The organism is Pantoea cypripedii, assembly GCF_011395035.1.
Taxonomy (GTDB): domain Bacteria; phylum Pseudomonadota; class Gammaproteobacteria; order Enterobacterales; family Enterobacteriaceae; genus Pantoea; species Pantoea cypripedii_A.
Genome location: NZ_CP024768.1, coordinates 3,338,431 through 3,356,872 on the forward strand (window position 1 = coordinate 3,338,431; position 18,442 = coordinate 3,356,872).

Annotated in this window: 17 protein-coding genes and 5 tRNA genes; 5 read left to right on the top strand and 17 right to left on the bottom strand. The window is 52.9% G+C overall.

Annotation, left to right across the window (positions count from 1 at the left end):
* Positions 1-29 precede the first annotated feature (29 nt).
* Together CUN67_RS15605 and CUN67_RS15610 are read left to right on the top strand one after the other, a co-directional pair.
* The gene (locus tag CUN67_RS15605) at positions 30-830 is read left to right on the top strand and encodes a cytochrome C assembly family protein (RefSeq protein WP_208716237.1); all 801 of its coding nucleotides are present in this window, start codon (positions 30-32) and stop codon (positions 828-830) included.
* Positions 831-843: 13 nt separating this feature from the next.
* On the top strand, positions 844-2,130 hold the full coding sequence (locus CUN67_RS15610; RefSeq protein ID WP_208716238.1) for an HlyC/CorC family transporter: 1,287 nt from the start codon (positions 844-846) through the stop codon (positions 2,128-2,130).
* Between the two features lie 59 nt (positions 2,131-2,189).
* On the opposite strand, the gene luxS is transcribed toward CUN67_RS15610, so the two are convergent.
* From luxS to tam, 15 genes are all read right to left on the bottom strand, one after another.
* A complete protein-coding gene (gene luxS, locus CUN67_RS15615; protein WP_084876445.1) occupies positions 2,190-2,705 on the bottom strand; it encodes an S-ribosylhomocysteine lyase in 516 nt (171 codons plus the stop codon).
* A gap of 151 nt (positions 2,706-2,856) precedes the next feature.
* Positions 2,857-4,461, bottom strand: a complete 1,605-nt coding sequence (gene gshA, locus CUN67_RS15620) for a glutamate--cysteine ligase (RefSeq protein ID WP_208716239.1) — start codon at positions 4,459-4,461, stop codon at positions 2,857-2,859.
* A gap of 31 nt (positions 4,462-4,492) precedes the next feature.
* On the bottom strand, positions 4,493-4,921 hold the full coding sequence (locus CUN67_RS15625) for a YqaA family protein (protein WP_208716240.1): 429 nt from the start codon (positions 4,919-4,921) through the stop codon (positions 4,493-4,495).
* Positions 4,918-5,484 (bottom strand): fructose-1-phosphate/6-phosphogluconate phosphatase, encoded by a 567-nt coding sequence (gene yqaB, locus CUN67_RS15630; RefSeq protein ID WP_208716241.1) that lies wholly within the window; start codon positions 5,482-5,484, stop codon positions 4,918-4,920. The genes CUN67_RS15625 and yqaB overlap by 4 nt, the downstream gene beginning before the upstream one ends.
* A 195-nt stretch (positions 5,485-5,679) precedes the next feature.
* Positions 5,680-5,756, bottom strand: a tRNA-Arg gene (locus CUN67_RS15635).
* A 58-nt stretch (positions 5,757-5,814) separates the two neighbouring features.
* Positions 5,815-5,891, bottom strand: a tRNA-Arg gene (locus CUN67_RS15640).
* A 58-nt stretch (positions 5,892-5,949) separates the two neighbouring features.
* A tRNA-Arg gene (locus CUN67_RS15645) sits at positions 5,950-6,026 on the bottom strand.
* 87 nt (positions 6,027-6,113) lie between these two features.
* A tRNA-Arg gene (locus CUN67_RS15650) sits at positions 6,114-6,190 on the bottom strand.
* Positions 6,191-6,199: 9 nt separating this feature from the next.
* Positions 6,200-6,292 (bottom strand) — tRNA-Ser (locus tag CUN67_RS15655).
* A 285-nt stretch (positions 6,293-6,577) separates the two neighbouring features.
* Positions 6,578-6,763, bottom strand: coding sequence for a carbon storage regulator CsrA (gene csrA / locus CUN67_RS15660; protein WP_013510212.1), 186 nt, complete (start codon positions 6,761-6,763; stop codon positions 6,578-6,580).
* A gap of 250 nt (positions 6,764-7,013) precedes the next feature.
* Positions 7,014-9,641, bottom strand: a complete 2,628-nt coding sequence (gene alaS / locus CUN67_RS15665; protein WP_208716242.1) for an alanine--tRNA ligase — start codon at positions 9,639-9,641, stop codon at positions 7,014-7,016.
* 136 nt (positions 9,642-9,777) lie between these two features.
* The gene (locus tag CUN67_RS15670; protein WP_208716243.1) at positions 9,778-10,290 is read right to left on the bottom strand and encodes a regulatory protein RecX; all 513 of its coding nucleotides are present in this window, start codon (positions 10,288-10,290) and stop codon (positions 9,778-9,780) included.
* Between the two features lie 107 nt (positions 10,291-10,397).
* The gene (gene recA / locus CUN67_RS15675; protein WP_208716244.1) at positions 10,398-11,468 is read right to left on the bottom strand and encodes a recombinase RecA; all 1,071 of its coding nucleotides are present in this window, start codon (positions 11,466-11,468) and stop codon (positions 10,398-10,400) included.
* Positions 11,469-11,564: 96 nt separating this feature from the next.
* Entirely contained in the window at positions 11,565-12,059 is a 495-nt protein-coding gene (pncC, locus tag CUN67_RS15680) for a nicotinamide-nucleotide amidase (protein WP_208716245.1), read from the bottom strand.
* Positions 12,060-12,159: 100 nt separating this feature from the next.
* A complete protein-coding gene (gene tam, locus CUN67_RS15685) occupies positions 12,160-12,936 on the bottom strand; it encodes a trans-aconitate 2-methyltransferase (protein ID WP_208716246.1) in 777 nt (258 codons plus the stop codon).
* 164 nt (positions 12,937-13,100) lie between these two features.
* On the opposite strand from tam, the gene CUN67_RS15690 reads away from it, so the two are divergent.
* Entirely contained in the window at positions 13,101-13,988 is an 888-nt protein-coding gene (locus CUN67_RS15690) for a dihydrodipicolinate synthase family protein (protein WP_208716247.1), read from the top strand.
* A 35-nt stretch (positions 13,989-14,023) separates the two neighbouring features.
* Here CUN67_RS15690 and CUN67_RS15695 read toward each other — a convergent pair whose 3' ends face one another.
* Positions 14,024-14,362 carry a zinc ribbon domain-containing protein YjdM gene (locus CUN67_RS15695; RefSeq protein WP_208716248.1) on the bottom strand — a complete coding sequence of 113 codons (339 nt, stop codon included), beginning with the start codon at positions 14,360-14,362 and terminating at the stop codon, positions 14,024-14,026.
* An 86-nt stretch (positions 14,363-14,448) separates the two neighbouring features.
* Positions 14,449-15,531, bottom strand: a complete 1,083-nt coding sequence (mltB, locus tag CUN67_RS15700) for a lytic murein transglycosylase B (protein WP_208716249.1) — start codon at positions 15,529-15,531, stop codon at positions 14,449-14,451.
* 35 nt (positions 15,532-15,566) lie between these two features.
* On the opposite strand from mltB, the gene CUN67_RS15705 reads away from it, so the two are divergent.
* Positions 15,567-15,767, top strand: coding sequence for a hypothetical protein (locus CUN67_RS15705; protein WP_208716250.1), 201 nt, complete (start codon positions 15,567-15,569; stop codon positions 15,765-15,767).
* Positions 15,768-15,893: 126 nt separating this feature from the next.
* A complete protein-coding gene (gene mutS / locus CUN67_RS15710; protein WP_208716251.1) occupies positions 15,894-18,437 on the top strand; it encodes a DNA mismatch repair protein MutS in 2,544 nt (847 codons plus the stop codon).
* The last annotated feature ends 5 nt before the right edge of the window (positions 18,438-18,442 follow it).

The window sequence follows — 18,442 nt, forward strand, 5'->3', positions numbered from 1 at the left end:
CCTTATCTGACCGACACCTGAAAGGATCTATGTTCGTTTCTGCGATCGTGGCGCTGTTCGCCTACTCTATCAGCCTTGCTCTGATCATACCCAGCCTGTTGAAACGCAACGGCGGCTGGCGTCGCCTTGCTGTGCTCTCCGCCTGCGTGGCGCTGATTGCTCACGCCATAGCGTTGCAACAGCGTATTTTCGCCGTCGATAACGGGCAAAATCTCAGCCTGTTGAATATCGGTTCGCTGGTAAGCCTGTTGATCTGTTCCATTATGACCATTGTGGCGTCACGCAATCGCGGCTGGCTGCTGCTGCCTATCGTTTATAGCTTTGCGTTGATTAATCTGGCCTTTGCCACGTTTGTGCCTAACGCGTTTATTACCCATCTGGAAACGACGCCAGGTATGATGATTCACATCGGCCTGTCGCTGTTTGCCTATGCCACCCTGATCATTGCCGCCCTTTATGCGCTGCAGCTGGCGTGGATTGACTATCAGTTAAAAAATAAAAAGCTGGCGTTCACCCAGGATATGCCACCACTGCTCACCATTGAGCGCAAGATGTTCCACATCACTCAGGTTGGCGTCGTGCTGCTGACGCTGGTGCTGTGTACCGGCCTGTTCTATATGCACAATCTGTTCAGCGCCGAGAATGTGGACAAAGCGGTGCTGTCAATCATTGCCTGGTTCGTCTATATCGTTCTGCTCTGGGGACACTACCACGAAGGCTGGCGCGGTCGTCGCGTCGTCTGGTTCAATTGCAGCGGTGCGATTTTGCTGACCATGGCCTACTTCGGCAGCCGTGTGCTGCAGCACCTGCTTACTCAATCGTCTCACTAAAGGAATTTTTGCGTTGGAACATGTTTCAACCACCACGCTGATCATCACTTTGGTCATCATGGTGCTGGTCTCGGCCTATTTCTCCGGTTCAGAGACCGGCATGATGACGCTCAACCGTTACAAACTGCGCCATCAGGCTAAAAACGGGCATCGCAGTGCGCGGCGCGTCGAAAAATTATTGCGTCGGCCGGATCGACTGATCAGCCTGGTGCTGATCGGTAACAACCTGGTCAACATCCTGGCCTCGGCGTTAGGCACGATCGTCGGCATGCGTTTATACGGTGACGCGGGCGTCGCGATAGCAACCGGCGTGCTGACGTTTGTGGTGCTGGTTTTCGCGGAAGTGCTGCCCAAAACCATCGCAGCACTCTATCCGGAGAAGGTCGCTTATCCCAGCAGTTTTCTGCTTGCTCCGTTGCAATATGTGATGCTGCCACTGGTGTGGCTGCTCAACACCATCACACGCATTCTGATGCGTATGGTCGGTATCAAAACCGATGGCTCCATCAGCTCGGCGTTAAGTAAAGAAGAGTTGCGTACCATCGTGTATGAATCACGCAACCTGATGTCACGCCGTAATCAGGATATGCTGCTGTCAGTGCTGGACCTGGAAAAAGTGGGCGTCGAAGACATCATGGTGCCGCGTAACGAGATTGTCGGCATCAACATTAATGACGACTGGAAATCTATCGTTCGTCAGCTTAGTCATTCGCCACATGGTCGTATCGTGTTATTCCGTGACTCGCTGGATGATTGCGTTGCCATGCTACGGGTACGTGAAGCCTGGCGCATGATGACCGAGAAAAAAGAATTCAACAAAGAGACGCTGCTGCGTTCCGCCGATGAAATCTACTATGTGCCGGAAGGCACCCCACTTAACGTGCAGCTGGTTAAATTTCAGCGCAACAAAAAGAAAGTGGGGCTGGTGGTGGATGAGTATGGCGATCTCAAAGGCCTGGTCACTATCGAAGATATTCTTGAAGAAATTGTTGGCGACTTTACCACCTCAATGTCCCCGACACTGGCTGAAGAAGTGATGCCACAGAACGATGGTTCCGTGCTGATTGAAGGTGGTGCGAACATTCGTGAAATCAACAAGGCTTTTAACTGGTCACTACCGGAAGAAGAAGCCCGCACCATCAACGGCATGCTGCTGGAAGTGCTGGAAGAGATCCCACAGGTGGATACACGGGTACAGGTCGGTAAGTACGATATCGATATTCTCGATGTGCAGGACAACATGGTGAAGCAGGTACGCATCACACCGCATACGCCGCTTAAATCTTCCATCGGCTCCTGAAATGAAGCATAAAAAATGCCGCGATTATCGCGGCATTTTTCTTTTTGCATCAGCAGCAACTAGATATGCAGTTCCTGCAGCTTTTCTTTTGGCAGCTTCAAATCTTCGTTGTAGTTAACGCCGATCTCGCTTGCCAGCACGTTGCGCGCAATCTGCTGCGCTTCATCCAACGAGTGCAGTTTGTAGCTACCACATTGATACTCGTTCAATTCCGGGATCTGGTTCTGTTCTTTCACTTTCAGAACGTCTTCCATCGCCCCTTTCCACGCTTTTGCCACACGCTGCTCATCCGGCGTGCCAATCAGGCTCATATAAAAACCGGTACGGCAGCCCATCGGCGAAATATCGACGATTTCAACGCCTTCACCATTCAGGTGGTTACGCATAAATCCTGCGAAGAGGTGCTCCAGCGTGTGGATGCCGCGCTCGGTCAGGATTTCTTTGTTCGGCCGGCAGAAACGCAGGTCAAAAACGGTGATGGTATCGCCATGAGGAGTTTTCATGGTTTTTGCTACGCGTACTGCGGGCGCCGCCATGATGGTGTGGTCTACAGTAAAACTATCCAGCAGTGGCATATTGTCACCTCCTGTTTTGAGAATTTTTTTTAAAACGATGAAACTTTTCTGTTCGCCCAACGTCTGAATATATGAAAGACGCGCATTTGTTATCATCATCCCTGACAACAGAGATGTTAATTCGGCCACAGTGATGTGGCCTTTTCTTTTTCTACCCTTCCCGGCTGGCGAGGTAGCTGGCAAAATCCAGCGTATCGCTCTGTTCCAGTTTCTCTTGCGCGAGCACTGAATCCTGCGCCTGGCGAGTAAAGTCATCCTCACTCAGAACCTGTAACGGCTCTTCGCATAACAAATGACGATATTGTTCAGCCAACGCCACTCCGGTCCCGGTCAAACCATTTTCCTTCATTGCATGAAGGATACGCGCCGAATAGGTTAGCTCAGGATCGTCAAACGATGCCACCAGTTGATCGCAAACCTGTTGATATTGCGTGCTGCCATGATTGCTGTCGAGCACTTCGGCCACGCGACTCAAATCAGCAAACAGGGCCTTACCCACCTCGACCAGCGTATGCTGTGCTTCACTGCAACCCACGGCAATCATCTGTCCCGGCTTACGGCCTTCCAGCACCACACGATTCCAGTTTTTACGGCTGCAGAGCAATTCATCAGCGCTCATTTCTGGCGCATCAGCCAGAGTACACCAAATCAGGAACAAATCGAGGAAGCGTACCTGGGTAGCATCAACGCCAATTGCCGAGAACGGGTTAATATCCAGCGAGCGGACTTCAATATATTCAATGCCACCACGTTGCAGCGCATCGGAAGGGGCTTCGCCGGAGCGCGTTACCCGCTTCGGTCGAATCGGCGCATACAACTCGTTCTCGATTTGTAGCACATTGGTATTCAGCTGCAGCCAGTTACCATCGGCATCTTTCGTTCCCATGGCAGCATACTCTTCCGATGGCGTTTTGATGGCTGCTTTGAGCGCCGCCACATAACCATCCAGCGAGTTAAAGGTGATACCCAACCCACTTTGCGATTTATTGGTATATCCAAGATCGCTCAGGCGCAGTGAAGTGGCATACGGCAGCCACAGGGTGCCTTGTTCGTTCGTTTCAAACGGCAGATTGGTTTCTCGGCCTTGCAGGAAGCTCGAACAAATTGCTGGTGAGGCACCAAACAGATAGGGGATGACCCAGCCGAAGCGATAATAGTTACGAATCAGGCGCAAATAACCGGCGGAAATGGTCTCTTTACCACTTTCCGCATCTTTGACATCCGCCCACTCCTGCCAGAACGACAATGGCAGAGAGAAGTTATAATGGATGCCTGAGATAGTCTGCATCAACGCGCCATAGCGATTTTTCAGCCCCTGGCGATACAACGTCTTCATTTTGCCAATGTTGGAACTGCCGTATTGCGCCAGCTCGATGTTATCAGCATCGTCAATAATGCACGGCATGCTAAAAGGCCACATGCGCTCCTGCCCCAGTTCACGAGCCACATGGCGGTGAATGTCGCGCAGGAAACTGAGCATGTGATCAATGTTCTGATCAACAGGCGTGATGAACTCCAGCAGTGTTTCGGCAAAATCGGTGGTAATCCAATCATGCTTCAGCGCTGACCCCAGAGACTCGGGGTGTCCGGTCGTTGCCAGGTGACCATCCGGGTTGACACGCAACGTTTCGCGTTCAATACCACGGCCGATACCCTTTAACGCGTCGGGATGCGCTTCCAACCAGGAAAGCGCTTTAGATACGTCCGGGATCACATTAACCTCCCGCTGTGCGAATAATTTATTTTTGTTCAGCATAATGTTAACCGTAGCCTCGAATCTGTGCGAATCAATGCCACCATTGCAAACCTTGTAAGGTGACCATCGCGATAACGATGTAACGCAGCGTTTTACCGATGGCGAGAAACAGCAACGCCGGGAGCCAGGCAACGCGCAACCAGCCTGCGAACACGCAAAGCAGATCGCCCACCACTGGCAGCCAGCTAAACAACAACGCTGCAGGTCCCAACCGGTGTAACCACGTCATTGCTGTGTTATGCCATCGCCCCTGCCCTTTTGGCGGCATCAGACGACCAAGAAGAATGTTAGTCAGGCCGCCCAGCGTGTTTCCCACTGATGCAGCCAATAGTAACCCAAAGACCGATCCCTTTTGGGCGATCAACAGGGCTACCAGCACCGCCTCTGAGCTTCCCGGAAGGAGGGTGGCACTCAGAAAGCTACTGCTGAATAACGAGCCATAGGTCAGGAATTCATTCACAGTAAACGGACATCAACCACATCCATGCCTGCTGCTTTTGCTGCCTGTACGCCAAAGTCAGCATCCTCAAATACCACACAGCGCGTGGGCGCAACGCCCATCAATTCTGCACAGCGTAAAAAGGTATCAGGTTGCGGTTTATGGCGCTGTACGTCATCAGCGCCGACGACGGCGGTAAAAAGATGATAAACACCTAATTGTTTGAGCAGGGCTTCAGCCAGGCTGTGTTCACTGCCTGTGCCAACCGCCATCGGACGACGTCCGTGATAAGCCTTTACCACTTCCATCAGCGGCAAAGGACGCACGCTATCCAGCAGCATTGCTTTAAAGGCCACGGTCTTTTCCGCCGCCAGCAAATGGGGATCGTGCGTAGCTTTGTTTTGCTCAATGATAAATTGCGCCAGCTGCCAGGTGGGCGCACCGTTAAAGCTCACCATTTTTTCCTCATCCATGGTGAAACCATAGCGGCTCAGAACCTGATGCCAGGCTTTTCGATGTGTCGGCTCAGAATCAAGAATGGTGCCGTCCATATCGAAAATCAGGGCGTCATATTGGTCGTACATTGTCACTCCGGACCTCCAGCAATCGAGCCATTACTTTAACGTAATGCGTTCAGGTTGTCGCCAGGCGCGCTTAACAGCAAATGCTTTGAAAGCATTAGTAATTTTGGTTTTAAGAAAAAGGTGAGGAAGTGGTGCCGGAGATAAATGACGGTTAAAACAGGGCTTTTTACAGTGGAGAGATAAATCCGGGGGATATGGTGCATCCAGGAGGATTCGAACCTCCGACCGCTCGGTTCGTAGCCGAGTACTCTATCCAGCTGAGCTATGGATGCATTGGGAAACTTTCTGGCGATGGGTAAACAAAAACAATCTGGTGATGAGGGCAAAGAATGGTGCATCCAGGAGGATTCGAACCTCCGACCGCTCGGTTCGTAGCCGAGTACTCTATCCAGCTGAGCTATGGATGCATTGAGATATTTTCTTACGATGGACTAACTGAAATCAACCTGGGAGTGATACAAAGAATGGTGCATCCAGGAGGATTCGAACCTCCGACCGCTCGGTTCGTAGCCGAGTACTCTATCCAGCTGAGCTATGGATGCATTTCTGAAAATTCTTGTACAACGCAGGGTGCTAACAACTCACCATGAAAGGAACTGCTCGTTCACTCTTTACGACATCTTTTTCGATGGTGCATCCAGGAGGATTCGAACCTCCGACCGCTCGGTTCGTAGCCGAGTACTCTATCCAGCTGAGCTATGGATGCATCGAAAAATGGCGGTGAGGCGGGGATTCGAACCCCGGATGCAGCTTTTGACCGCATACTCCCTTAGCAGGGGAGCGCCTTCAGCCTCTCGGCCACCTCACCTTACGCTTTCTTTCGAACTGTGCTTCTGAACTTTGTTTCCGCTCATCGGCACTGCGTGGCGCACATATTACTTTCCCGCATTTATAAGTCAAACAATTTTTCCCACTACAAGTTCATTTGCACAAATGACAGACAATCCGCACATTTTGCCGACAAAAAGAGTGATTAATCAACAGTAAAAGAGGGATGCAGCTAACAAAATGAGAAAGAAGAAAATGGGAAGGAAAGACGTTTTGGGCAGGATAAACCGGTAGCGCCTCGCAGCGAGGCGAGGCGCTGAATCCGTTAGTAACTCGTAGGCTGAGCTTTTTCTGCCTGAATGCGCTGATAGATCTCTTCGCGATGCACCGAAACTTCTTTAGGTGCATTGACGCCAATACGGACCTGGTTACCTTTAACTCCCAGCACCGTTACAGTCACCTCATCGCCAATCATGAGGGTTTCACCAACTCGACGAGTTAGAATAAGCATTCTTTGCTCCTTGAAAGATTAAAAGAGTCGGGCCTGTTCGGGTTCCCGGCCATATCCATCATATAACGCTGAACAATGTCTATGACAAATACACCATTGTGGTTTGCCACGCCAATACATTCTGCTGATAGTTAGTTTAGCCGAAATACACTGCCTCAACCTGACTTTGTCATTACCTGGTGCACATCGCGTTAAAAAGCGCCGGAACATTCCGTTCCTGGCGCTCTCCGCGATGCTTAGTTTTATTTCGTTACAGTCGATTGCTAACCCAGTCCTGCACACCCGCCAGCGCGCCAGCCAGTGCCTGTGGATTCGTACCACCAGCCTGAGCCATATCCGGGCGTCCACCGCCTTTACCACCAACCTGAGCCGCCAGTTCACCAACCAGCTCGCCCGCTTTCACACGATCGGTCAGATCTTTGGTGACACCCGCGATCAGTGACACCTTACCTTCTGCTACGGTCGCCAGCACGATAATGGCGGAACCAAGCTGATTTTTCAGGTCGTCCATCATGGTACGCAGCATCTTAGGTTCTACATTGCTAAGCTCGCTCACCAGCAGTTTAGTCCCTTTAACATCTACGGCTTTGCTGCTGAGTGAAGCACTTTCCTGTGCCGCCTGCTGATCACGCAGTTGCTGCAATTCTTTTTCCAGTGCACGGACGTGATCTACCAGCCCGCGAACTTTCTCATTCAGGTTGCTGCTGTTGGCTTTCACCAGGTGCGCGATATCCTGCAACTGGTGGCTTTGTGCATTAACCTGCGCCAGAGCGCCTTCGCCAGTGACGGCTTCGATACGACGCACGCCAGCAGCAGTACCCGATTCAGATAAAATACGGAACAGACCAATATCACCCGTGCGCGCGGCATGCGTACCACCACACAGCTCGGTTGAGAAATCCCCCATGCTCAGCACGCGAACACGTTGATCGTATTTCTCGCCAAACAGCGCCATAGCCCCCTTCGCTTTAGCAGCCTCAAGGTCCATGATATTGGTTTCAACGGCCAGGTTACGACGGATTTGCGCGTTGACGATATCCTCAACCTGGCGGATTTCCTGCGGCTTCATCGCTTCAAAATGAGAGAAATCGAAACGCAGGTATTTATCATTTACCAGCGAACCTTTCTGCGCCACATGCTCACCTAAAACCTGGCGCAACGCTGCATGCAACAGGTGGGTCGCTGAATGGTTCAGACGGATACGGGCGCGGCGTTCTTCATCAACCTGAGCACTCAGGCGATCGCCGACGCGCAGCTGGCCGGTAGTCAGCTTACCGATATGACCAATGGCCTGACTATACTTCTGTGTGTCCTGCACGCTAAATTCAGCATTATTCCCAGCCAGTACGCCGGTATCACCTACCTGGCCACCAGACTCGCCATAGAATGGGGTCTCATCAAGCACCACCACCGCCTCCTGGCCTGCGCTCACCTGCTCAACCGCTTGCCCATCGACAAAAAGCGCCTGTACGGTCGAGGTCAGTGCCAGCTGGTCATAACCTTTAAACGTTGATGCAGAATCGATGCGAATCACGTTGTTGTAATCCGCACCAAATCCACTGGCTTCACGTGCACGCTGGCGCTGCTGCTCCATCGCCACTTCAAATCCAGCTTCGTCGATCTTCAGATTGCGCTCACGGCACACATCCGCCGTCAGGTCTACCGGGAAGCCAAAAGTATCATAGAGACGGAAGACGGTTTCGCCATCCAGAGTATCGCCTTGCAGCTTCGCCAGCTCTTCATCCAGCAGCGCCAGACCACGCTCCAGGGTTTTCGCAAACTGTTCTTCCTCCGCTTTCAGAACGTTCTCTACCTGGGCTTGCTGGCGTTGCAGGTCTTCACCCGCCGAACCCATCACCTCAATCAGAGGCGCAACCAGCTTATAGAAGAAGGCATCTTTCGCGCCAAGCATGTTGCCATGACGGACCGCACGACGAATGATACGACGCAGCACATAGCCACGGTTTTCGTTCGAAGGGATTACGCCATCAGCAACCAGGAAAGCACAGGAACGGATATGGTCGGCAATCACACGCAATGATTTGTTGCTGAGATCAGTGGCACCCGTCACTTCAGCCACAGACTTAATCAGTTTGGCGAAAAGATCGATTTCGTAGTTGGAGTTAACGTGTTGCAGAACCGCAGCAATTCGCTCCAGCCCCATACCAGTATCCACCGAAGGTTTCGGTAATGGCTGCATGGTACCGTCAGCCTGACGGTTGAACTGCATGAATACGATATTCCAGATTTCAATATAACGGTCGCCATCTTCTTCCGGGCTGCCCGGCGGGCCACCCCAGATGTGATCGCCATGATCGAAGAAGATCTCGCTGCACGGACCACACGGGCCGGTATCACCCATCTGCCAGAAGTTGTCTGACGCGTAAGCGCTGCCTTTATTGTCCCCAATACGAATGATACGTTCGTGCGGAATACCAATATCTTTAGCCCAGATGTCATAGGCTTCATCGTCAGTTTCATAGACGGTCACCCAAAGGCGTTCTTTTGGCAGCTTAAACCACTGCTCGCCCGTCAGCAGTTCCCAGGCATAGGCAATCGCGTCTTTTTTGAAATAGTCGCCAAAACTAAAGTTGCCCAACATTTCAAAGAAGGTGTGATGACGCGCGGTGTAACCCACGTTTTCGAGGTCATTGTGCTTACCGCCAGCACGCACGCAACGCTGCGCCGTGGTCGCACGTGAGTAATCGCGCTTATCCTGACCGAGGAAAACGTCTTTAAACTGGTTCATCCCGGCGTTGGTAAACAGCAGCGTCGGGTCGTTGTTCGGTACGAGGGAGCTGCTGGCTACAACCTGATGTCCCTTGCTATGAAAAAAGTCGAGAAACGCTTGACGGATCTCAGCAGTGCTCTTGCTCATAAATTTCCTGGAATCACGCTAACGAACGTTACCTCTCGTCTGGCAAGCCGCATGCGCCCGGCTCACCGCTGACTGAGGAACAAAAAGTGGGAATAAGATAAATTTTCTTCAGTGGGAAGTAAAATCCCATTGCCTTTCAGTCGTCAAAATTTCTGAAAATTGCCTGAATATCTTCCATCAGAAAGCCTTTTGTCATCAGAAAGCGCTGGACTTTGCTTTTCCCGGCCCAGTCTTGCGGCAGCGGATCGCCAAACTTACGTTTCGCCAGCCCGGCAGCACACTCGACCCAGTTGACCTCGGTATCAAACAACGCCTGGTCAATTTCATCACGCACAATGCCTTTTTGTTGCAGCTCGATGCGAATACGTTGCGGGCCATACCCTCTGCGGCTGCGACTGATGATAAATCGTTCCGTAAAACGCTGATCGTTTAACCAACCATTCTGCTGACACCAGTCGGCAACCTGCTCCAGCAGCTCTTCAGGAATGGGTTCGACAGTTTCCTGTTGCTGCATCCAGGCGGCCCGCTGGCTGGAAAGTTGTAGCTTGCGCTTCAGTTCTTCACGGCTATGGTCTCGCTGCGACAGGATGCGCATAGCGCGATCCAGCAAACGAGAAAAAGTTGGCGCGGGTGTCGGAGATGATGACATATGACTTACCTTTTTCAGACAGTAGCGCAGGGTAAAGCAAGAGATTAAAGAGGGAAAGTGCTGGCGGGGGAAAAACAAAACGGGAGCAGAGCGCTCCCGTTGTGGTATCAGAAATCTTCGTTCGTTTCGCTGGCTTCTTCGTAGTTGTCAGCAGAAACATCCGCAGCACCGGCACTGGCCGTTGCACCGGTCAGCAGCATGTCACGCAGCTTCTGATCGATTTCATTAGCAATCGCCGGGTTCTCTTTCAGGAAATTGGTCGAGTTTGCTTTACCCTGGCCGATTTTTTCGCCATTGTAGCTGTACCAGGCACCGGCTTTCTCAACCAGCTTGTGCTTCACGCCCAGGTCAACCAGTTCACCGAAGGTGTTGATGCCTTCGCCGTACATAATCTGGAATTCAGCCTGTTTGAACGGTGCAGCAATTTTGTTCTTCACCACTTTCACGCGGGTTTCGCTGCCCACCACTTCATCGCCCTCTTTAATGGCACCGATGCGGCGAATATCGAGACGTACTGAAGCGTAGAATTTCAGCGCGTTACCACCGGTGGTGGTTTCCGGGTTACCGAACATCACACCAATCTTCATACGAATCTGGTTGATGAAAATCAGCAGCGTATTGGACTGCTTCAGGTTACCCGCCAGCTTACGCATCGCCTGGCTCATCATACGAGCGGCCAGACCCATGTGGGAATCACCGATTTCGCCTTCAATTTCAGCTTTCGGCGTCAGTGCGGCGACGGAGTCGACGATGATGACGTCAACAGCACCGGAACGAGCCAGCGCATCACAGATTTCCAGCGCCTGCTCACCGGTATCCGGCTGCGAACACAGCAGGTTATCAATATCGACGCCCAGCTTCTTGGCGTAGACCGGGTCAAGCGCATGCTCGGCATCAATAAAGGCACAGGTTTTACCTTTACGCTGCGCAGCAGCAATGACCTGCAAGGTCAGCGTGGTTTTACCAGAAGATTCCGGACCATAAATTTCAACGATACGCCCCATCGGCAGGCCGCCTGCGCCCAGCGCGATATCCAGCGAAAGTGAACCGGTGGAGATGGTTTCAACATCCATCGAGCGGTCTTCACCCAGGCGCATGATGGAGCCTTTACCAAACTGTTTCTCGATCTGGCCCAGCGCGGCAGCTAAAGCCTTCTGTTTGTTTTCGTCAATCGCCATTTCCACTCCTAATCATGCCGGGTAAGCGGACATCTCTGCATGTCTGCTCGCGTTCTGTTGCCGGTAATTATACTGTACAGTCATACAGTATCAAGTTTAATTTGTCAGAAATTCATCATGCAGCGTTTGCAATGCCCAGGCGACGGACTGACGACGCACCGCGTCGCGGTCGCCAGCAAAGTGCTGACACTGCGCCATCAGTTGCCCATCCGGGCCGGCAAAGCCAAACCAGACAGTGCCGACTGGCTTATCCGGGGTGCCGCCATCCGGCCCGGCAATACCACTGACCGCGATAGCATACTGCGCGGCCGCCTCTTTGCAGGCCCCTGCCGCCATCTCGCGCACGGTCTGCTCGCTCACGGCACCAAACCGGGCCAGCGTATAGGCCTGCACCCCCACCATTTGCTGCTTGGCGTCGTTGCTGTAAGTCACGAAGCTACGTTCAAACCAGGCGGAGCTGCCACTGATATCGGTAAACACTTTTGCAATCCAGCCACCGGTACAGGACTCCGCCGCCGTAATGGTTGCTTTGCGCGCTTTCAGCTGTTCGCCAATACGACGACTCAACTGCTGTAACTGTTCATCGTCCATCGTCTTCTCCTTGTCTGGCGCTCACGTTAACAGTAAATGGTGCAGCGGAGGATCCTTTTCAACCCCGATGTCCCGTTTTGCGCGGGCGGTTCCAGAAGCTTTAACGTGTTTTCATTGCCACTATAAAAAGACGCGGGAAGGCCAGCAAAACTTTGCCATCAGCGCGAGTCGGATAAGCGGTAATCAGCGCCTGATGATACTCCGCTAAAAACGCCTGTTGCTGGTTTTCATCCAGCCCGGCAAGGAAAGGACGTAATCCGGTGGCGCGCAGCCAGGTAATAATCGCCTGCGCATCTGCCATGACGTGGTAATAAGTCGTGCGCCAGAGATCAACCTCACAACCCGCATCGCTCAGCAAATCATAATATTGTTGGCTGGTCAGTAAGCGCTTACGTTCAGCTGCCTGCTGAGAAATATGCGACCGCCAGCGTTCCCCCGCAGCGACTTCGCGCATCAGGCGATGCGAAGGTTCTTCCAGGTTATCCGGCATCTGAATTGCCAGTGAGCCGCCGATGGCGAGCTGGCTTACCAGGTGCGGCAGCAGCGAAGAATGATCACCCAGCCATTGCAAAGATGCATTCGCGTAAATCACCTGCTGTGGTTGTTCGGCCTGCCAGGAACGGATATCGGCCAGCTTAAAGAGGCAATCCGGAAGGCGTTCACGCGCCTGCACCAGCATCGCTTCCGAGCTATCAATGCCACAGACGACGGCCTCTGGCCAGGCCTGCGCCAATAGCTCGGTACTGTTGCCCGGTCCGCAACCCAAATCCGTTGCGAAACGCACTTCAGGGGTGGTAACCCGCGCCAGCAACTCATAAGCCGGTCGGGTTCTCTCTGATTCAAACTGACGATATAGCTGTGGATTCCAGTCTTGCATTTGCACGCTCCTGATTAGCCGAAGAACCACACACTACCCTTTTTTGCCCTTTCCCCGGAAAGAAAAGTGCGATAGCTCACTTTTTGCATGCTGACATCTGGTGAGTTGGTCTAATGACGATTAAGTTAAAACGGTGTTTCATTTTTCTTGATAAGGAGTTTGCTATGGCTGCACAACCCGCACTGGCTGGCGTCTGGTGTCCGTCAGTCACCCCGTTTGATAACGACGGGGAAGTCGATATTGACGCTCTGGGCCGTCACTTCGCCCGGCTCAATCAATCAGGCATTGATACCCTGCTGTTGATGGGCAGCATTGGGGAATTTGCCTCGCTCACGCAGCAGGAACGGCTGCGATTGATTCGGGAAGCTCGCCAGTTATCCCCCCTCACGATGGTCGCTAACGTTTCCAGCACCTGCGTACCTGATATGCTGCAGCTGGCTGAAGCCGCCTGGCAGCATGGGTTTGATGCGGTGATGGTGCTCCCTCCTTATTACTATGGCCAAACGCAGAAACAGTTGCTGAGCTATTTCAAAGCCCTGGACCAGCAATTAGGTGGGAAATGGTTTGCCTATAATTTTCCGGCACGTACCGGTTGTGATTTAACGCCCGCACTGGTGGCGGAACTGGCTGCAGAACTGCCCAATTTTATTGGTATAAAAGACACGGTGGATTGCCTGTCGCACAATCGTGCGTTGATTGAAGAAACAAGAAAAGTGCGCAGCGATTTTACGGTGCTATCCGGATATGACGAATATCTGCTACCCAACCTGCTGGCAGGCGGTGCAGGGGTGATTTCCGGGCTGAATAATATCGTACCGGAGCTATTTGCCGGAGCGATGCAGGCGTGGCGGGCGGGCGATTTACGCCAGTTAACCACGATTCAGCAACGCATCGGTCAGCTGATGGCGATTTATACCCTGGGAGACGATTTTGTCACAACGATCAAAACCGCCGTCGCACGTCGTTATGAATCGATGTCCACCCGCTCCCGCAACTATGGCGGAGAGCTGAGTGCCGCACAGTGCGCAGCGATAGATCGGTTGCTGGAATAATGGAACAACGCGGACGGCACAGCGCCGTCCGGGGCTCAGTTCTTTTTCACGAACTCAGATTTGAGTTTCATCGGGCCAAAACCATCGATCTTGCAATCAATGTTGTGATCGCCTTCAACCAGACGAATGCTTTTCACTTTTGTGCCGATTTTCAACGTTGAGGAGCTGCCTTTAACCTTCAGGTCTTTGACCACGGTGACGCTGTCGCCATCTGCCAGCAGGTTGCCATTTGCATCACGCACCACCAGACCATCAGCAGCCAGATCATCCGCCGCAAGCGACCAGATATGTCCACATGACGGGCAGTTCAGCTTTTCGCCATCCTGCCAGGTATAGTCGGCCTGGCATTCAGGACAGGCGGGTAAGGTATTCATAAGCGCTCCTCAGAGAAAAGGTCGCGGCGAAGATGGCGCCGCAAAAGGGGCGCCATCTTATCTCCTTACTAAGAGTAAGGACAGCATTAAAAAATTGCGCCCTGTCGTGCTTTGCTGACGGCTTCACCTAACTGCCACACTGCCATGGCGTAATGCGTACTGTGATTGTAGCGGGTGATGACGTAGAAATTGGGCAGCCCGTACCAGTATTGATAACTGGTGCCCAGATCAAGACGTAACAAACTGGCCTGATTGTTGCCGTCCAGCGATCCCTGCGGTGTCAGGCCGCTTGCCATCAGGGTGCTGACCGGGTACAGGGTTTTGAAACCATTCTCCAGTGCCGGGGCCTGTCCGCTGGCCGGGACAGCAACGGCTTCACCCGAACGCCAGCCATGTTCTTTGAAATAATTCGCCACGCTGCCGATAGCATCAACCGGGTCCCATAAATTGATATGCCCATCCCCGTTGAAATCCACCGCGTATTGTTTATACGACGATGGCATAAACTGGCCGTAGCCCATCGCACCCGCGAAAGAACCCCGCAGGTCGAGCGGATCATCCTGCTCAGTACGTGCCATTAACAGGAAAGTTTCCAGCTCGCTACTGAAATAAGCTGCACGGCGTGGATAGTTGAACGAAAGCGTTGCCAGTGCATCCAGTAAGCGAGTTTTCCCCATCACCCTGCCCCAGCGCGTCTCAACGCCGATAATGCCGACAATAATCTCCGGTGGCACACCATAGACCTGCTGAGCGCGTTGCAGCGCATCCTGATATTGATTCCAGAAGGCAACGCCGTTTTGCACGTTATCAGGGGTAATGAATTTATTACGATAACGAATCCAGGCACCGTTAGGGCCGGTTGGCGGAGTATAGCTCGGTGCCTGCTGGTCCATCAGGCGCAGCACATAATCCAGCCGTTTCGCCTGGCCGATCACCGCATGCAATTGCTGACGATCAAAACCGTGCTTCGCCACCATCTGGTCAATAAATTGCTCAGCGGCAGGATTATCCGCGAAATCACCAAACATTGGCTGGATAGCGTGTGATTGATCCAGTAGAAAACCACCCTGAGGTGCAGAAACGACGGCGGGCTGCTGGGTTGTTTGAGGCTTGCTGCTACAGGCGGCAAGCAGGGTAATAAGCGGGAGAAGGGCAACCTTAAAACGCATTGGATTTCCATAAGCCAGGTGAAACCGGAGTCCACATGTTAATCGTTCAGGTAGATGACTTACAGGGCAATATCTTAAATTTACGTCAGTTATCTCTGCCGGGCTGCTGCCCGACAAAATTTGCGACCCGCTTCCACACTTTACCATTTACAGCGTTTTTTTCTTTTTTCCTGACGCCGCAATTTGCTATGGTCGGCAACCGAAAGGCCAGCAGGCGGATGAAGGAGAGGCAGTAAAAATGATAACATCGCCTCTTTCGTTATTACGGCGGCGTGATAATGCACCTTCCCTGTAGCGATAACCTATTACGGGCAATCAAAAAGTAAATGCAAATCGAGAAAGAGATGAAAGGAGCAGAGCAAATGGACTTCACCGCCCATACGCCCATGATGCAGCAGTACCTGCGTCTGAAGGCCGATCATCCTGATATCCTGCTGTTCTATCGCATGGGTGATTTTTATGAGCTGTTTTACGATGACGCAAAACGCGCTTCACAGCTGCTGGAAATCTCACTCACCAAACGTGGTGCATCCGCAGGTGAACCCATTCCTATGGCAGGTGTTCCTTATCACGCGGTTGAGGGCTATCTGGCGAAGCTGGTCCAGTTAGGCGAATCGGTGGCGATTTGTGAGCAGATTGGTGATCCCGCGCTGAGTAAAGGCCCGGTAGAACGCAAAGTGGTGCGCATTGTCACCCCTGGCACCATCAGCGATGAAGCTCTGCTGCAGGAGCGCCAGGATAACCTACTGGCCGCCATTTTCCAGAGCCAGCGCGGGTTTGGCTATGCCACGCTGGATATCAGTTCCGGGCGCTTCCGGTTAAGTGAACCCGCCGATCAGGAAACCATGGCCGCCGAATTGCAACGCACTAATCCGGCTGAATTGCTCTACCCCGAAGATTTTCAGGCGATGCCACTCATCGATCAACGTCGTGGTCTGCGCCGTCGTCCGCTCTGGGAATATGAAATCGATACCGCGCGCCAGCAGTTGAATCTGCAATTTGGCACGCGCGATCTCAACGGGTTTGGCGTCGAACAGGCGCACCTGGCACTGCGCGCGGCCGGTTGCTTGCTGCAATATGTCAAAGATACCCAACGCACCTCCCTGCCCCATATCCGCTCACTCAGCATGGAGCGTCAGCAGGATAGCGTGATTATGGATGCCGCCACGCGCCGCAACCTGGAAATCACGCAGAACCTGGCAGGAGGAACGGAAAACACCCTCGCGGCGGTACTGGATAAAACCGTTACTCCGATGGGCAGCCGCATGTTGAAACGTTGGCTGCATATGCCATTACGTGATGTCGCGACCATCGCCCGCCGTCAGCAGTCCATTGCGGAGTTACAGGCGCACAGCGAAGAGTTGCAACCGGTTTTACGCCAGGTGGGCGATCTTGAGCGTATCCTCGCCCGTCTGGCGCTGCGTACTGCCCGCCCACGCGATCTGGCCCGCATGCGCCACGCTTTCCAGCAGTTGCCAGAACTGAATGCTCTTCTGCAACAGGTGGACGCCCCGCAGCTCATTCAGTTGCGCACGCAGATGGGTGATTTCAGTGAACTGCGTGAATTACTTGAGCAGGCGATCATTGAGTCCCCACCGGTATTAGTTCGTGACGGTGGGGTGATTGCGCCAGGTTATAACGCTGAACTCGACGAGTGGCGCGCACTGGCCGATGGAGCCACCGATTATCTCGATCGTCTTGAGATCCGCGAACGCGAAAAACTGGGACTGGACACGCTTAAGGTTGGCTTTAACGCCATACATGGCTATTACATCCAGGTCAGTCGTGGTCAGAGCCACCTGGTACCCATCCACTATGTGCGCCGTCAGACGCTCAAGAATGCTGAACGCTACATCATTCCAGAATTGAAAGAGTATGAAGACAAGGTACTGACTTCAAAAGGGAAAGCGCTGGCACTGGAGAAAGGCCTTTACGACGAGCTGTTTGATCGCCTGCTGCCACATCTGGAAGCGCTGCAATTAAGTGCCGCCGCACTGGCTGAGCTTGATGTGCTGGCTAACCTGGCGGAACGTGCCTGGACACTCAACTATTGCTGTCCGGTGCTACAGGATAAAGCCGGCATTCGCATCACCGGTGGTCGTCACCCGGTGGTCGAGCAGGTGCTGAAAGAACCTTTTATCGCGAATCCGTTATCGCTTTCAACTCAGCGCCGTATGCTGATTATCACCGGTCCCAATATGGGCGGTAAAAGTACCTATATGCGCCAGGCAGCCTTGATAGCGCTGATGGCGTGGATCGGCAGCTTTGTCCCGGCCGAAGAGACGGTGATCGGCCCCATCGACCGTATTTTTACCCGTGTCGGTGCGGCTGACGATTTGGCCTCAGGACGTTCCACTTTTATGGTGGAAATGACCGAAACCGCCAACATCCTGCACAATGCAACCGAAAACAGCCTGGTACTGATGGATGAAATCGGGCGTGGCACCTCAACCTATGATGGCCTGTCGCTGGCCTGGGCCTGCGCCGAAAGTCTGGCAAACCGTATCAAAGCGATGACGCTGTTTGCTACCCACTATTTCGAGCTGACTACGCTGCCAGAAAAAATGGAAGGTGTGGTTAACGTGCATCTCGATGCCGTAGAACATGGCGACACCATCGCCTTTATGCATAGCGTGCAGGACGGCGCAGCCAGTAAAAGTTACGGTCTTGCCGTGGCGGCGCTGGCGGGTGTGCCGAAGGAAGTCATAAAACGTGCCCGCCATAAACTGAAGGAACTGGAAGCCCTTTCGGGCAGTTCAGCGGCCTCGACGGTGGAAGGCGCGCAGTTGCCGCTACTGGTCGCAGACACCTCACCAGCAGTTGAGGCACTGGAAGCGCTCGATCCCGATACCCTGACACCACGCCAGGCTCTGGAGTGGATCTATCGTCTGAAAACGCTGGTTTAGCATCA

What these genes read in the sequence shown, in the direction of transcription:
- CUN67_RS15670 (WP_208716243.1), bottom strand. Translation starts at nt 10,290, where the DNA reads ATGTCATCATCTCCGACACCCGCGCCAACTTTTTCTCGTTTGCTGGAT.
- yqaB (WP_208716241.1), bottom strand. Translation starts at nt 5,484, where the DNA reads ATGTACGACCAATATGACGCCCTGATTTTCGATATGGACGGCACCATT.
- tam (WP_208716246.1), bottom strand. Translation starts at nt 12,936, where the DNA reads ATGCAAGACTGGAATCCACAGCTATATCGTCAGTTTGAATCAGAGAGA.
- gshA (WP_208716239.1), bottom strand. Translation starts at nt 4,461, where the DNA reads ATGCTGAACAAAAATAAATTATTCGCACAGCGGGAGGTTAATGTGATC.
- mutS (WP_208716251.1), top strand. Translation starts at nt 15,894, where the DNA reads ATGGACTTCACCGCCCATACGCCCATGATGCAGCAGTACCTGCGTCTG.
- luxS (WP_084876445.1), bottom strand. Translation starts at nt 2,705, where the DNA reads ATGCCACTGCTGGATAGTTTTACTGTAGACCACACCATCATGGCGGCG.
- csrA (WP_013510212.1), bottom strand. Translation starts at nt 6,763, where the DNA reads ATGCTTATTCTAACTCGTCGAGTTGGTGAAACCCTCATGATTGGCGAT.
- pncC (WP_208716245.1), bottom strand. Translation starts at nt 12,059, where the DNA reads ATGGACGATGAACAGTTACAGCAGTTGAGTCGTCGTATTGGCGAACAG.
- CUN67_RS15695 (WP_208716248.1), bottom strand. Translation starts at nt 14,362, where the DNA reads ATGAATACCTTACCCGCCTGTCCTGAATGCCAGGCCGACTATACCTGG.
- CUN67_RS15605 (WP_208716237.1), top strand. Translation starts at nt 30, where the DNA reads ATGTTCGTTTCTGCGATCGTGGCGCTGTTCGCCTACTCTATCAGCCTT.
- recA (WP_208716244.1), bottom strand. Translation starts at nt 11,468, where the DNA reads ATGGCGATTGACGAAAACAAACAGAAGGCTTTAGCTGCCGCGCTGGGC.
- CUN67_RS15690 (WP_208716247.1), top strand. Translation starts at nt 13,101, where the DNA reads ATGGCTGCACAACCCGCACTGGCTGGCGTCTGGTGTCCGTCAGTCACC.
- mltB (WP_208716249.1), bottom strand. Translation starts at nt 15,531, where the DNA reads ATGCGTTTTAAGGTTGCCCTTCTCCCGCTTATTACCCTGCTTGCCGCC.
- alaS (WP_208716242.1), bottom strand. Translation starts at nt 9,641, where the DNA reads ATGAGCAAGAGCACTGCTGAGATCCGTCAAGCGTTTCTCGACTTTTTT.
- CUN67_RS15705 (WP_208716250.1), top strand. Translation starts at nt 15,567, where the DNA reads ATGTTAATCGTTCAGGTAGATGACTTACAGGGCAATATCTTAAATTTA.